This is a genomic window from Mycobacterium pseudokansasii (assembly GCF_900566075.1).
GTDB classification, from domain to species: domain Bacteria; phylum Actinomycetota; class Actinomycetes; order Mycobacteriales; family Mycobacteriaceae; genus Mycobacterium; species Mycobacterium pseudokansasii.
Genome location: NZ_UPHU01000001.1, coordinates 2,093,154 through 2,106,428, shown reverse-complemented (window position 1 = coordinate 2,106,428; position 13,275 = coordinate 2,093,154). Strand labels below are relative to the sequence as shown.

Here is a 13,275-nt window from a genome sequence, read left to right as displayed (position 1 = left end):
CGCGAGGTGCACATGTCCTACCTGATCGTCGCTCCGGAGTCGATCTTTGCGACAGCCTCGAGCGTGTCCGGCATCGGGTCGACGATCACGTCTGCCAACGCGGCGGCCGCGCCCGCGACCCTCGAGGTGTTGGCTGCGGGCGCCGACGAGGTGTCGGCCGGCATTGCGGCCCTGTTTTCCGCGCACGCCCGCGCCTATCAGACGCTCAGCGCCCACGCGGCGATGTTTCACGACCAATTCGTCCGCGCCTTGACGACGGGTGGCGCAGCGTACGCCGGTGCTGAGGCCGCCACCGTCCAACAGAATCTGCTCGACGTCATCAATGCGCCCACGCTGACCCTGTTGGGCCGCCCGCTGATCGGTAACGGGACCGCCGGTGCCCCGGGCACCGGGGCGAACGGACAAGACGGCGGAATATTGGTCGGCAACGGGGGCGCCGGCGGCTCCGGGGCCGTCGGCCAGCGGGGCGGTAACGGCGGGGCCGCCGGGCTGTTGTTCGGCAACGGCGGCAACGGCGGCAACGGTGGCGGCTCGGCAGCCGTCATCGCCGGTGACGGCGGAACCGGCGGAGCCGGCGGGCTGTTCGGGACCGGCGGGACCGGCGGCACCGGTGGGTTCGGTCTCAACGGAGGTGCCGGCGGCGCCGGCGGAGCGGCCGGCCTCTTCGGCACCGCCGGGTCCGGCGGTGCCGGTGGGCTCGGAGTGGTCGGCTCCCCGGCCAACAGCGGCGCCGGCGGCGCCGGCGGCGCCGGCGGATTGTTCGGTCCCGGTGGTGCCGGCGGCACCGGCGGAGCGTCGCTGGCCCAGACGGGCGGGACCGGAGGCGCCGGCGGTGCCGGCGGGATGTTCGGCTCCGGTGGCACTGGCGGTGCCGGCGGTGCCGGCCACAACGCCGGCGGGGTCGGGGGCGCCGGCGGTACCGGTGGGGTGATCTTCGGATCCGGGGGAGCCGGGGGCGACGGAGGTCCGGCGGGCATAGGCGCCGCCCTGGGCGGAAACGGCGGGGCGGGCGGCAATGCTATCGGCCTGTTCGGCAACGGGGGTGCCGGCGGCGCCGGGGGCGCCGGCGACTTCACCGGAGGCGTGGGCGGGGCCGGCGGGAACGCCGCGATCATGTTCGGGTCCGGCGGGATGGGCGGAAGCGGCGGCTTCGCGCACGCCGCCGGCGGAAGCGCCGGCCCCGGCGGCCCCGGCGGCAAGGCCGGGCTGATCGGCGACGGCGGCGCCGGCGGCGCCGGCGGCGAGTCGGTCGACGGGCTCAGTCCCGGCGGTGACGGCGCCAACGGCGGCGACGCCTGGCTGCTGGGCAGCGGCGGCAACGGCGGCAACGGCGGCGGTGGCGTACCTGCGGGTAAGTCGGGCGAGGGCGGCGCCGGCGGGCTGATTTTCGGCCAGAACGGCTTATAGCCGCTGAGCCGGCAAACAGGACCGGCTAGGCCGCGGTTAGGCCAGGTAACCGGGCGGCAGGATGTCGAACATCATTTTGGTCATCCGCACCGCGTACTCCGAACTGCCGCCGCCGACAATCAGCGACGCAAACGCCAGATCCCCGCGATACCCCGCGAACCAGGAATGCGAACCGCCCGGGAATTCGGCTTCACCGGTCTTTCCGAAAATCTCACCGCAGCCGGCGATCTCCTTGGCGGTGCCATTGGTCACCACCAGCCGCATCATCGGGCGCAGCGCGTCGATCATCTTCGGGCTGATCGGCGTGCCGTCCCCCTCGACCGCCGTCGGCCGGCCGACGATCAGCTGCGGCACCGGCGTCCTGCCCGCCGCCACCGTGGCCGCCACCAATGCCATGCCAAAGGGGCTGGCCAGGACCCGGCCCTGACCGAACCCGTCCTCGGTGCGCTCGGCCAGGTCGACCGTCGGCGGCACCGAACCGGTCACCGTGGTGATGCCTTCCACCCGATAGTCCAGGCCGATCCCGTAGCGACTGGCCGCCTGGGTCAGGCCGCGCGGCGGCAATTTACTGCTCAGTTCGGCGAATGTGGTGTTGCACGAACTGGCAAACGCCCGCGACAACGGCACCACACCCAGATCGAAGCCACCGTAGTTGGGAATGGTGCGGTGTCCGATATCGAGGTGGCCCGGGCAGCCCAACATGGTGTTGGGGGTGGCCATATCACGCTCGACGGCCGCGCCGGCGGTGATCATCTTGAACGTCGACCCCGGCGGGTACAGGCCGGTGGTGGCGATCGGGCCGTCGGCGTCGGCGCCCGGATTCTGTGCGATGGCCAGAATCTCGCCGGTCGACGGCTTGATCACCACGATCATCGCCTTGCCGCCGCGGGCGTCCACCGCGCGCTGGGCGGCGTTCTGCACGGTCCGGTCCAAGGTGATCGTGATCGACGGCGCCGGCGACGGCTCGACTTCCTGCAGCACCGCGACGTCGACGCCGTTCTGGTTGACGCTGACCACCCGCCAGCCCGCTTGCCCGTCGAGCTGGTCGATCACGGCCTTTTTCACCTCGGTCATGACGACCGGTGCGAAATGGTCGTCCGTGGGCAGGAGGTCGGCCTGCGGTGTCACCACGACGCCGGGCAGCTGGCCGATCGCGCCGAAGACCCGGTTGCTGTCGTCGGCGCGCAGCGTGACCCCGAGGTCCAGCGGCTGGGTCGACGAGCTGGCCTGCTCGGCGAGCAGCTGCGGGTCGTTGAGCGTGTCATTGAACGGGTGCAGCGCGTCCACGACCGCGTGTGCGGTGCCGATGAGGTCGGCACCGGCCGCAGTCGCGTCCAGCGAGTAGTGGTACAGGTAGCCCGGCGCCAGCACATCGGTACCGCCGAGTTCGTTCACCGAGGCCCGTCTGGGTGGATCGGACCGTAGCGAAAAGGTCTGGTGCTCACCGAGTTTCGGATGCAGCCCGGTAGTCACCCAGCGGACCTCCCACTGCCCCTCGTCGCGGGCCATCTTCAGCTGGCCGTCGTAACTCCAGGTCCGGTTCTTGGGCAAATGCCAGGTGAAGCGATACGCGACGGTGCCCATATCCTCGGCGTATTTCGAGCTGAGGAGCTGCGCATCCAGGTGGGTGGCTTGCAGTCCGGCCCAGGCGGCGTTGAGCGCTTCGCGGGCTTCGTTGGGATTGTCGGTGAGTTGGGCCGCGGTAGCGGTGTCGCCGATGGCCAACGCGGCGAAGAACTTCTCGGCGGCCGGTCCAGGGCCTTCGGGCCGAGGAGTACACCCCGGCAGTACAGCGACCGCGACCAGAACACTTGCGAAAACTGAGGCTAACGTTATGCGAGTTACCATCGAGACTGATGTTAAGAAGGCTGACCGCAGCGGCCGCGCAGACACACCGAGACCCCACCGTTATTGAGCCAGGCCGCGTATGTGACGCCAAGGCGCGAGTCGGGCCAGGTTTTCGTCGCCGCGTTACACCCGCAGCATCGGCTCAGTCGAGCAGCACCGTGGCGAAGGTGCCCACTTCCCGGAACCCGACTCGCGTGTAGGCGGCGCGGGCGACCGTGTTGAAGCTGTTCACGTACAGGCTCGCGATGCGTCCGCTGCCGACGATCACCGCGGCCACCGTCGCGGTGCCCGCAGTGCCCAGACCCAGGCCGCGCCGTTCCGGGTGAACCCACACCCCCTGGATCTGCCCGACGGATGGCGACTGCGATCCCACCTCGGCTTTGAAAACCACCTCGCCATGCTCGAAACGGGCCCAGGCCCGCCCGGCCGCGATGAGGCTGGCCACCCGGCGACGGTAGCCGCGGCCGCCGTCGCCCATGCGCGGGTCGATGCCGACTTCACCGATGAACATGTCCACGGCCGCCACCAGGTAGGCATCCAGTTCCTCCGGCCGTACCTGCCGCACCTCGGGATCGATCGCACAACTGGGGTGGGTGTTGATCGCCATCAGCGGTTGATGGTCGCGCACGTCACGCGCGGGACCCCAGGTTGACTCGAGCCGCTGCCACATCGGCAACACGAGGTCGGCCCGGCCGACCAGCGACGAACAGCGCCGCGCTGTGCTCTTGGCCTCGTCAGCGAACGCGTTCAGATCGATCAGCCCGCCGCGCAGCGGAATGAGGTTGGCCCCGGCGAAGCACAACGACTCCGCCACGCCACCGCGTCGCGTCCACAATTCGCCGCCAATCGAATTCGGCTCGATGCCATAGTCCGCGACCCGCGCGGCGACCATGCACGATTCGACCGGGTTTTCGTCGAGCACCCGCCACACCGCGGCCGCATCACGCACCACAGCCACCCGTCGCTCGCCGACCAGGCGCATGATGGGCGGAGCCGACATCTGAAGAACTCTCTGTGGTGCCAACCGAAGCCAGAACGGGGTCTGGCGTCTATCAGCTTACGGTCACAATTGGCGAACCGCTCGATGTCGTGCCCGGATCGGTGTCAGGTTCCATTTCGGCGGCGAGCCGCATCGCCTCGTCGATCAAGGTCTCGACGATCTGTGATTCGGGCACGGTCTTGATCACTTCTCCCCGAACGAAGATCTGTCCCTTGCCGTTTCCGGAAGCAACGCCCAAGTCGGCCTCGCGCGCTTCCCCGGGACCATTGACGACACAGCCCATCACGGCCACCCGCAGTGGCACGTCCAGCCCTTCGAGACCCGCGGTCACCTCGTTGGCCAAGGTGTAGACGTCGACCTGGGCGCGACCGCACGACGGGCAGGACACGATCTCCAGCGTCCGTGGTCGTAGGTTCAGCGATTCGAGGATCTGATTGCCGACCTTGACTTCCTCGACCGGCGGGGCCGACAACGACACCCGGATGGTGTCGCCGATGCCCTTGGACAACAGCGCCCCGAAGGCGACCGCGGATTTGATGGTGCCCTGGAAGGCGGGACCGGCTTCGGTGACGCCGAGGTGCAGCGGGTAGTCGCACTGCGCGGCCAGCAACTCGTAGGCGCGGACCATCACCACCGGATCGTTGTGCTTGACGCTGATCTTGATGTCGCCGAAGCCGTGCTCCTCGAACAGCGAGGCCTCCCACAGCGCCGACTCGACCAGCGCCTCCGGCGTGGCCTTGCCGTACTTCTGCAGGAACCGCTTGTCCAGCGAGCCGGCGTTGACGCCGATCCGGATCGGAATGCCCGCGTCACCGGCGGCCTTGGCGACCTCGCCGACCCGGCCGTCGAATTCCTTGATGTTCCCCGGGTTAACTCGAACAGCCGCGCACCCCGCGTCGATGGCGGCGAAGATGTATTTCGGCTGGAAGTGGATGTCGGCGATCACCGGGATCTGGCTGTGCCGGGCGATCTCGGCCAGTGCGTCGGCGTCCTCCTGACGCGGGCAGGCCACCCGGACGATGTCGCAGCCGGCCGCAGTCAATTCCGCGATCTGCTGCAAGGTCGAGTTGACGTCGTGGGTTTTGGTGGTGCACATCGACTGCACCGAAATCGGATGGTCGCTGCCGACGCCGACATCACCGACCATCAGCTGACGGGTGATGCGCCGAGGGGAAAGCGTGGGCGCCGGAGGGTGCGGCAGGCCCAGGCCAACGGTCACTGTCGGTCCTTCTCTCTAGGTTGGTTACTAGGTTGGTTACTGGAAAAGCCGGATCGGGTTGACCAAATCAGCGGTGACGGTCAACAGCATGTATCCGACAACGAAGAACAGGACCACGTAGGTGGCCGGCATGAGTTTGAGATAGTTCACCGGCGCCGCGGCCACCTTGCCGCGAGCGGCCCGAATCGTATTGCGGATCTTCTCGAATACCGCGACGGCGATATGACCACCGTCGAACGGCAGTAACGGCAGCAGGTTGATAGCGCCCAGGATGAGGTTCAACTGCGCCAGGAAGAACCAGAACGCCACCCACAGCCCGTGGTCGACGGTGTCGCCGCCGATGATGCTGGCGCCTACCACGCTCATCGGAGTCTCGGGGTCACGCTGCCCGCCACCGATGGCATGGACCAGCGCGCCGACCTTGGTCGGGATGGCAGCCAGTGCCTTGCCCACCTCGATGGTCAGGTCGCCGGCGAACGCGAAAGTAGCCGGAATCGCGGACAACACGCCGTAATGGGTGGGACCGGGACGCAGGGCTCCGACCCCGATGGCGCCGACGGTGGCGGGCTGGACTTGACCACTCTGCCCGGTGGGCAACCAGCGACGGGTGGATTCGATGGTGACGTTGGCGGTGATGGTGGCGCCGTTGCGCTCGACGACGACCGGAACGGTGCCGTGCATCGCGCGTACCGCAGCGGCCATCTCGTCGAACGTGGACACCGGGGTGTCACCGACCTTGACGACGACGTCGCCGGCGCGCAGCCCCGCCAGGGCCGCGGGGCCGGGCCCGACGCACTGCTCGAGCTTGCCCTGACTGGTTTCGGCTGCGACGCAGCCGGTTTCGCCGATCACGGCCCGCGTTGGCGGATGCAGGTTGGGCAGGCCCCAGATCACCGCAATCGCATAGATCAGCATCAGGCAGATGACGAAGTTCATCCCCGGGCCGGCGAACAGCACCGCGACCCGCTTCCAGGTCGCCTGCCGGTACATCGCACGGTCACGTTCGTCGGGAGCGAGTTCCTCGACCGGGGTCATGCCGGCGATGTCGCAGAAACCGCCCGCCGGAATCGCCTTGATGCCGTATTCGGTTTCACCGCGGCGCGTCGACCACAGGGTGGGTCCGAAGCCGACGAAATAGCGACGCACCTTCATCCCGGTGGCGCGCGCTGCCCACATGTGGCCGCATTCATGCAACGCCACCGAGATCAGGATGGCGAGCGCGAACAGCACAATGCCGATAACGAACATCATCAGGCTGTATGGACCTTTCTCACGCCTTTCCGGAGACCTTTTCGCAGGCACCGGCCGACCTTGCTCTGGCAACCGCGCGCCGCGCCCGTTCCCGCGCCCAGCGCTGCGCGTCGAGTACGTCATCCACGGTAGCGGGTGGAAGCGCCCATTGGTCGGCATCGTGGAGCACGTCGGCGATGGTCCCGACGATGGCCGGGAAGCCGATGCGGCCGGAAAGGAACGCTTCGGCCGCTTCTTCGTTGGCAGCGTTGTAGACGGCGGTCATGCAGCCGCCGGTTTGGCCGGCGTGCCGGGCCAGTTCTACCGCGGGGAAAACGTCGCTGTCCAGCGGTTCGAACTCCCAGGTCTGCGGGTGACCGAAGTCGCAGCAGGTGGCCGCGCCGGGTACCCGGCGCGGCCAGCCCAGCGCCAACGAAATGGGCAGTTTCATATCCGGCGGGCTGGCCTGGGCAATCGTCGAGCCGTCGATGAAGGTGACCATGGAATGAATGATCGACTGCGGGTGCACCACCACGTCGATGCGGTCATAAGGAATGCCGAACAACAGGTGCGTTTCGATCAGCTCCAGGCCCTTGTTGACCAGCGAGGCCGAATTGAGCGTGTTCATCGGGCCCATGGACCAGGTGGGATGTGCGCCGGCCTGCTTCGGGGTGACGCTCTCAAGGTCGGCCGCAGCCCAGCCCCGGAACGGCCCGCCGGAGGCGGTGAGCACCAGTTTGGCCACTTCGTCCGGGGTGCCGCCGCGCAGGCATTGGGCCAGCGCGGAATGCTCGGAGTCCACCGGCACGATCTGGCCGGGCCGCGCGGCGCGCAGCACCAGGGGGCCACCGGCCACCAGCGATTCCTTGTTGGCCAGGGCCAGCCGGGCACCGGATTCCAGTGCCGCCAGCGTCGGCCGCAGGCCCAACGCACCGACCAACGCGTTGAGCACGACGTCGGCTTCGGTTTCCTCGATCAGCCTGGTGACGGCATCGGGTCCGTGGAAAGGAACGTCACCAACAGCCTGCGCCGCTTCATCGTCGGCGATGGCGATATTGGTCACCCCGGTCTCGGCGCGTTGGCGCAGCAGCGTGTCGAGATTCTTGCCGCCGGCGGCCAACCCCACCACCTCGAAGCGGTTCGGGTGAGCGGCGATGACCTCCAGCGCCTGCGTGCCGATCGAACCGGTGCTGCCCAGCACCAGGACACGCAAGCGGCTGCCGTCGTGCCCGTCGGTCGGGTTTGTCACCTCATCCTCGGGTTTGTCACCTCATCATTGTGCCGCCAAACTCTCCCGTCGTCGCCACACCCATGGTGATCGTCGAGTCGGGGCCACTAGCATCAGCGGATAACATCTTGATGTCATAGCCTGATGCTAAGATGACATCATGCGCACCACGATCCGGATCGACGACGAGCTCTACCGCGAGGTCAAGGCAAGGGCCGCTCGCTCCGGGCGCACTGTCGCCGCAGTTCTCGAGGACGCGGTGCGGCGTGGTCTCAATCCGCCTGAGCAGCCGGCGACCGCCCGCTATCGGGTCCAGCCGACCGGCAGCGGCGGGCTTCGGCCCGGTGTGGATCTGTCGTCCAGCGCCGCGGTCGCGGAGGCGATGGACGAGGGCGTGTCGGTCGATGCTTTGCGTTGACGTCAACGTTCTCGTCTATGCCCATCGAGCCGACCTGCGTGAACACCCGAACTACCGGGATGTGCTCGAGCGGCTGGCCAACGACGACGAGCCGCTCGGTCTGCCGGACAGCGTGCTCGCCGGCTTCGTCCGGGTGGTGACCAACCGCCGCATCTTCGTCGAACCGATCAGGCGGCCCGACGCATGGCAGGCGGTCGATGCCCTGCTCGCGGCACCCGCCGCGGTGCGGCTTGGCCCCGGCGAGCGGCACTGGATGCTATTCCGGCAGCTCGCCGCCGATATCGATGCGAGTGGCAACGACATCGCCGACGCGTATCTGGCCGCCTACGCCCTGGAGAACAACGCGACCTGGGTGAGCGCCGACCGCGGCTTCGCCCGCTTTCGCCGGCTGCGGTGGCGTCATCCGCTGGATATGTGAGCGACATCTGTGAGCGACGACGTGCACGTGGCCGCGGTTGGTCACTCGGCAGGTGACTCCTGGCTGATCCGGCGTGTGTCAAAATGTCGGAAACCGCCGATCCGATGCCAGAAGCCAAACCCGAACCGGAGGAGTCGCCGTGGTAAGTACCGAGGTGGAGCAGTACACCGGCGTTGACCCGGCCGAGGTGCCGTCCGCGAAGTGGGGCTGGAGCAGGATCAACCACCGCACCTGGCATATCGTCGGGCTGGGCATATTCGTATTCCTGCTGGCGATGCTGCGCGGCAATCACGTCGGCCATGTCGAGGACTGGTTCCTGATCGGGTTTGCCGCACTGGTGCTCGTGGTGATGGTGCGCGACCTGTGGGGCCGCCGGCGCGGCTGGCTCAGGTAGAACGCCCGCGCCCGGCGATACCAGGCCCCGGCAAGCCCGCCGAGCGTCAACATGGCCAACGCCGCAACCCACGGCCAGGCGCCATGTTCGTGCACCCAGCCGGCGAGGACCCCTTGGAGCCGGCCGGCGGCGGCAATCACCCTGTCCCGGGGGTTCACCCCGGCGCCCGCGAACAGGCGCAGCTCATAGAGACCGTAGTAACCCACGTACAGTCCGGTCAGTACCAACAGCGCGCCGCTGATCCGGTTGACCAACGGCAGGACCCGCCGGATGCGGTCGGCCAGCGCCGAACTCGCGGCCGCTACACCCACCGCAAGCACGCCGACGACCAGGGTGAGACCGGCAATGTAAGCCAGGTAGATTGCGATGCTGCCCGCGATCGAACCACCCCGAAACCCAGCCCCGGTGACCGCCAGGAACGGGCCGATGGTGCACGACAGCGAGGCCGTCGCATAGCTGACGCCGTAGCCGTATGTGGATCCCAGCCGGGCCGTCGGTGCCCATCGCGAGCCGAACCGCCGGGGCGTCAACGCCGTCAACTCGCGACCCGCCAGCAGCCAAACCCCCAGGGCGACAAGGACAATCCCGATCAGAACCGTCGCATAGGGCAGGTAGCGCTGCACCGTCGTGGCCGCCGAGATGGTCAGGGCACCGAACAACCCGAACACCGTTGTGAAGCCGAGCGCCATTCCCACGGTGGCCGCCAGCGCTCGTAGCAGCGCCGGCAATCCCCCACGTTCTGCGGGATGCAGCCCGCGCACCACCAAGAGCAGGTAGGCGGGCAACATGGCAAACCCACACGGGTTCAGCGCGGCCACCAGCCCAGCGGCGAAGGCCAGACCGACGAAACCCTGGTCCACAAGGTCGTCCATGAGGTCAGGAAGCCAGCGCGGCCACCCGTCCGGCGAGGTCTTGCTCGGACATAGCCGACGTCGGGTTGTTGACAAAGGTCGACGAGCCATCCGCGCGGTAGAACACCCACGCCGGCTGCCAGGGAACGTTGTAGCGAGCCCAGATCGAACCGTCGGCGTCATTGAGGTTGGTGAAGTTCAGGCCGTACTTGGCGACGAAGCCCTGCATCGCGCCGACGTCGGAGTGCGCTGCAATGCCGACGAACGTGACGTTTGGATTGGTGGCCGCTACGTGACTGACACTGGGCGCCTCGGCGTTGCAGAACGGGCACCAGGGCGTCCAGAACCACAACACGGCCGGCTTGCCCTGCAGGCCGGCCCCGTTGAACGGAGCGCCGTTGAGAGTGGTTGCGGTGAAATTCAGGCGATCATCGGCAGCCATCGCCCGCGGCGCACCGGCGACGCCGAACAACAGGACAACCGCACTTGTCACGGCGGCAACGCCCGCGACGAAAGCTTTGGCCGGGGACGGTAGGCGAACAATCATGGCAAACCCCTCCTGCAGACTTTTTGCCCTGATCACGTAATACCCCGTGCCGCGGTTCATCCCGCTCCAGCTACCCGCCTCCGGCGGCCAGCTGTCCGCAGGCGGCGCTGATCTCCCGGCCGCGAGTGTCGCGGACAGTACACGAAACCCCTTGCGCACGAACATGCTTGACGAAATCACGCTCCACCGGCTTGGGGCTGGCATCCCAGTCACTACCCGGTGTCGGGTTCAGCGGGATGAGGTTGACATGGACCAGCGGCCCCAGCGCGCGATGCAGCCGCCGGCCCAGCAGGTCGGCCCGCCACCGTTGGTCGTTGACGTCACGAATCAATGCGTATTCCACGGACACCCGACGGCCGGTGACCTCGGCGTAGTAGCGGGCGGCACCAAGGGCCTCGTCGACTTTCCAGCGGTTGTTCACCGGGACCAGCGTGTCCCGCAGCTCGTCATCGGGCGCATGCAACGACAGCGCCAGCGTCACGCCGAGCCGTTCGTCGGCGAGCTTGCGGATCGCCGGGGCCAGACCCACCGTCGACACCGTCACCGAGCGGGCCGAGATGCCGAAACCGCGCGGCGGCGGCTCGGTGATGCGCCGCACGGCGGCCAGCACCCGCGAATAGTTGGCCAGCGGCTCTCCCATGCCCATGAAGACCACGTTGGACAGCCGATCACCGAAGTCGTCCCGCATGGCCGCGGCGGCGGCCCGCACCTGTTCGACGATCTCTGCCGTCGACAGATTGCGGGTCAGACCGCCCTGGCCGGTGGCACAGAACGGACAGGCCATGCCGCAACCGGCCTGCGACGAGATGCACACGGTATTGCGTTGCGGATAACGCATCAGCACCGACTCGACGGTGGCCCCGTCGACGGCCCGCCACAACGTCTTTCGAGTCTGGCCGGCGTCGCAGGCGACGTCGCGCACCGCCGTCAGCAGAGTCGGGAACATCGCCGCGGCGATCACGTCGCGAACGGCCGCAGGCAGGTCGGTCATCTGGCGCGGGTCGGCGATCAGGCGGCCGAAGTAATGGTGCGCGAGCTGCTTGGCCCGAAACGCCGGCAGGCCCAGTTCGGCGACAGCGGACTCGCGGCCGGCCGCGTCGAGATCGGCGAGGTGCCGCGGTGGCATGCCGCGGCGCGGCGCCTCGAACATCAGCTCACCGACCATGATGTGTCCAGTATTGACCTGCCGGGCAGGCTAGGGCAGGTTAGGGCAGCAGCGTCAGCACTATCCAAGCCGCCACCGCGGACGGCAGGACACCGTCGAGCCGGTCCATCAGACCGCCATGGCCGGGCAGCAGCCGCCCCATGTCCTTGATCCCGAGGTCGCGCTTCACCTGCGACTCGACCAGGTCGCCCAGGGTAGTGGTGAGCACGAAAAGTACGCCCAGCAGCGCCCCCACCCACGGTGTCTTGCCGGCCAGATAGGTCGCGGTGATGGTTGTCGCGGTGATACCGCAGACCATCGAACCGGCGAATCCCTCCCAGGACTTCTTCGGGCTGATCGCCGGAACCATCGGATGCTTGCCGAACAGCACCCCGACCGCATAACCACCGACGTCGGACGCGATGACCGCGATCATCATGCAGAACACCCACCCGGCGCCGTGGTAGACCAGCAGCGCGGCAAAGGAACCGAACAGCACGACCCAAGCGGCCAGGAAAACGGTGGCCGAGGTGTCGCGCAAGTAATTCCCCGACTCGGCCCGGTCGGCGCCGGCCTCGCCGTACGACCGCTTGTCCTGCATGAACAGCCGCCAAATCATGCAGACCACAACCGTGGCGCCGAAGCCCGCCAGCACGCCTCGAGCGCCGTAGGGCCAGCTCAGCCAGACTGTCACCTGCCCGCCGAGCAGCAACGGGATCACCGGGATCAGATACCCGGCTCCACGTAGTCGCCGCACCACCTCATGGCTGGCGACGGCCATGGCCAGCGCGCAGATTGCGACCCAGCCACGCGGAGCGAGCAGCAGCGTCGCCACGAGGACCGCGCCGATACCCGAGCCCACCGCGATGGCCGCGGGCAGGTCGCGTCCGGCCCGGGAGGTCTTCTTCGGCCCGTGCGGCGGATCGTCGGCCGGGGTGCCGGTGCTGGCATCGGTGGTTGCCACGGATCTGTACGAAATTGGCTGCTGAGCGGTCCTAGACCTCCAGCAGCTCGCCTTCTTTGTGTTTCACCAGTTCATCGATCTGGGCGACGTAGTGGTGGGTGGTCTTGTCGAGGTCCTTTTCCGCGCGGCCGACCTCGTCCTCGCCGGCCTCGCCGTCCTTGCGGATGCGGTGCAGTTCTTCCATCGCCTTGCGACGAATGTTGCGTACCGAGACCCGGGCTTCCTCGCCTTTGTGCTTGGCCTGCTTGACCAGCTCCCGCCGGCGCTCCTCGGTGAGCTGCGGGATCGCCACGCGGATCAGGGTGCCGTCGTTGGTGGGGTTGACTCCGAGGTCGGAGTTGCGAATCGCGGTCTCGATGGCGTGCAGCTGGTTGGCTTCATACGGCTTGATGACGACCAGCCGTGCCTCGGGAACGTTGATACTGGCCAGCTGGGTGATCGGGGTGTTGGTGCCGTAATAGTCGATGACGATCCGGGAGAACATACCCGGGTTGGCGCGCCCGGTCCGAATGGTTGACAGGTCGTCACGGGCCACCGATACGGCCTTCTCCATTTTCTCTTCGGCATCGAAGAGAGCATCATCGATCATCGCGTCTTCCCCTTAGGT

At 67.8% G+C, this 13,275-nt stretch carries 14 protein-coding genes; 4 read left to right on the top strand and 10 right to left on the bottom strand.

What is annotated here, in order from left to right:
- The first annotated feature begins 12 nt into the window (after positions 1–12).
- Entirely contained in the window at positions 13–1,407 is a 1,395-nt protein-coding gene (locus EET10_RS09570) for a PE family protein (RefSeq protein WP_122502769.1), read from the top strand.
- A gap of 36 nt (positions 1,408–1,443) precedes the next feature.
- Here EET10_RS09570 and EET10_RS09565 read toward each other — a convergent pair whose 3' ends face one another.
- The 5 genes from EET10_RS09565 to dxr all read right to left on the bottom strand — a co-directional run bounded on the left by EET10_RS09565 (position 1,444) and on the right by dxr (position 7,953).
- Positions 1,444–3,255 carry a penicillin-binding transpeptidase domain-containing protein gene (locus EET10_RS09565; protein WP_122502098.1) on the bottom strand — a complete coding sequence of 604 codons (1,812 nt, stop codon included), beginning with the start codon at positions 3,253–3,255 and terminating at the stop codon, positions 1,444–1,446.
- A gap of 142 nt (positions 3,256–3,397) precedes the next feature.
- Complete coding sequence (locus tag EET10_RS09560) at positions 3,398–4,255, bottom strand: GNAT family N-acetyltransferase (RefSeq protein ID WP_036407150.1); 858 nt, start codon at positions 4,253–4,255, stop codon at positions 3,398–3,400.
- 52 nt (positions 4,256–4,307) lie between these two features.
- Positions 4,308–5,474, bottom strand: coding sequence for a flavodoxin-dependent (E)-4-hydroxy-3-methylbut-2-enyl-diphosphate synthase (ispG, locus tag EET10_RS09555; RefSeq protein WP_036407148.1), 1,167 nt, complete (start codon positions 5,472–5,474; stop codon positions 4,308–4,310).
- A 36-nt stretch (positions 5,475–5,510) separates the two neighbouring features.
- Positions 5,511–6,725: a M50 family metallopeptidase gene (locus EET10_RS09550; RefSeq protein ID WP_063468044.1), complete on the bottom strand. Its 1,215-nt coding sequence runs from the start codon at positions 6,723–6,725 to the stop codon at positions 5,511–5,513.
- A gap of 19 nt (positions 6,726–6,744) precedes the next feature.
- Positions 6,745–7,953 carry a 1-deoxy-D-xylulose-5-phosphate reductoisomerase gene (dxr, locus tag EET10_RS09545; RefSeq protein WP_036407145.1) on the bottom strand — a complete coding sequence of 403 codons (1,209 nt, stop codon included), beginning with the start codon at positions 7,951–7,953 and terminating at the stop codon, positions 6,745–6,747.
- Between the two features lie 139 nt (positions 7,954–8,092).
- Here dxr and EET10_RS09540 point away from each other — a divergent pair, with 139 nt between their 5' ends.
- From EET10_RS09540 to EET10_RS09530, 3 genes are all read left to right on the top strand, one after another.
- Positions 8,093–8,350 carry a ribbon-helix-helix domain-containing protein gene (locus EET10_RS09540; protein WP_036407142.1) on the top strand — a complete coding sequence of 86 codons (258 nt, stop codon included), beginning with the start codon at positions 8,093–8,095 and terminating at the stop codon, positions 8,348–8,350.
- Entirely contained in the window at positions 8,337–8,768 is a 432-nt protein-coding gene (locus EET10_RS09535) for a type II toxin-antitoxin system VapC family toxin (protein WP_036407141.1), read from the top strand. Before EET10_RS09540 ends, EET10_RS09535 begins: the two co-directional genes overlap by 14 nt.
- 139 nt (positions 8,769–8,907) lie before the next feature.
- Positions 8,908–9,162, top strand: coding sequence for a DUF2631 domain-containing protein (locus EET10_RS09530; RefSeq protein ID WP_063468046.1), 255 nt, complete (start codon positions 8,908–8,910; stop codon positions 9,160–9,162).
- Here the strand turns inward: EET10_RS09530 and EET10_RS09525 are convergent.
- From EET10_RS09525 to frr, 5 genes are all read right to left on the bottom strand, one after another.
- Positions 9,057–10,034 (bottom strand): cytochrome c biogenesis CcdA family protein, encoded by a 978-nt coding sequence (locus EET10_RS09525; RefSeq protein ID WP_423793621.1) that lies wholly within the window; start codon positions 10,032–10,034, stop codon positions 9,057–9,059. The two genes, EET10_RS09530 and EET10_RS09525, sit on opposite strands and share 106 nt — an antisense overlap.
- 4 nt (positions 10,035–10,038) lie before the next feature.
- Positions 10,039–10,560: a disulfide bond-forming protein DsbE gene (gene dsbE / locus EET10_RS09520; protein ID WP_036407177.1), complete on the bottom strand. Its 522-nt coding sequence runs from the start codon at positions 10,558–10,560 to the stop codon at positions 10,039–10,041.
- Positions 10,561–10,630: 70 nt separating this feature from the next.
- A complete protein-coding gene (rlmN, locus tag EET10_RS09515; protein ID WP_063468047.1) occupies positions 10,631–11,725 on the bottom strand; it encodes a dual-specificity RNA methyltransferase RlmN in 1,095 nt (364 codons plus the stop codon).
- A gap of 40 nt (positions 11,726–11,765) precedes the next feature.
- Positions 11,766–12,668 carry a phosphatidate cytidylyltransferase gene (locus EET10_RS09510; protein WP_036407138.1) on the bottom strand — a complete coding sequence of 301 codons (903 nt, stop codon included), beginning with the start codon at positions 12,666–12,668 and terminating at the stop codon, positions 11,766–11,768.
- 31 nt (positions 12,669–12,699) lie between these two features.
- The gene (gene frr, locus EET10_RS09505) at positions 12,700–13,257 is read right to left on the bottom strand and encodes a ribosome recycling factor (RefSeq protein ID WP_023372356.1); all 558 of its coding nucleotides are present in this window, start codon (positions 13,255–13,257) and stop codon (positions 12,700–12,702) included.
- Between the last annotated feature and the right edge of the window lie 18 nt (positions 13,258–13,275).

What these genes read in the sequence shown, in the direction of transcription:
- frr (WP_023372356.1), bottom strand. Translation starts at nt 13,257, where the DNA reads ATGATCGATGATGCTCTCTTCGATGCCGAAGAGAAAATGGAGAAGGCC.
- dsbE (WP_036407177.1), bottom strand. Translation starts at nt 10,560, where the DNA reads ATGATTGTTCGCCTACCGTCCCCGGCCAAAGCTTTCGTCGCGGGCGTT.
- rlmN (WP_063468047.1), bottom strand. Translation starts at nt 11,725, where the DNA reads ATGGTCGGTGAGCTGATGTTCGAGGCGCCGCGCCGCGGCATGCCACCG.
- EET10_RS09570 (WP_122502769.1), top strand. Translation starts at nt 13, where the DNA reads ATGTCCTACCTGATCGTCGCTCCGGAGTCGATCTTTGCGACAGCCTCG.
- EET10_RS09535 (WP_036407141.1), top strand. Translation starts at nt 8,337, where the DNA reads ATGCTTTGCGTTGACGTCAACGTTCTCGTCTATGCCCATCGAGCCGAC.
- EET10_RS09540 (WP_036407142.1), top strand. Translation starts at nt 8,093, where the DNA reads ATGCGCACCACGATCCGGATCGACGACGAGCTCTACCGCGAGGTCAAG.
- EET10_RS09550 (WP_063468044.1), bottom strand. Translation starts at nt 6,725, where the DNA reads ATGATGTTCGTTATCGGCATTGTGCTGTTCGCGCTCGCCATCCTGATC.
- EET10_RS09560 (WP_036407150.1), bottom strand. Translation starts at nt 4,255, where the DNA reads ATGTCGGCTCCGCCCATCATGCGCCTGGTCGGCGAGCGACGGGTGGCT.
- EET10_RS09565 (WP_122502098.1), bottom strand. Translation starts at nt 3,255, where the DNA reads ATGGTAACTCGCATAACGTTAGCCTCAGTTTTCGCAAGTGTTCTGGTC.
- EET10_RS09525 (WP_423793621.1), bottom strand. Translation starts at nt 10,034, where the DNA reads ATGGACGACCTTGTGGACCAGGGTTTCGTCGGTCTGGCCTTCGCCGCT.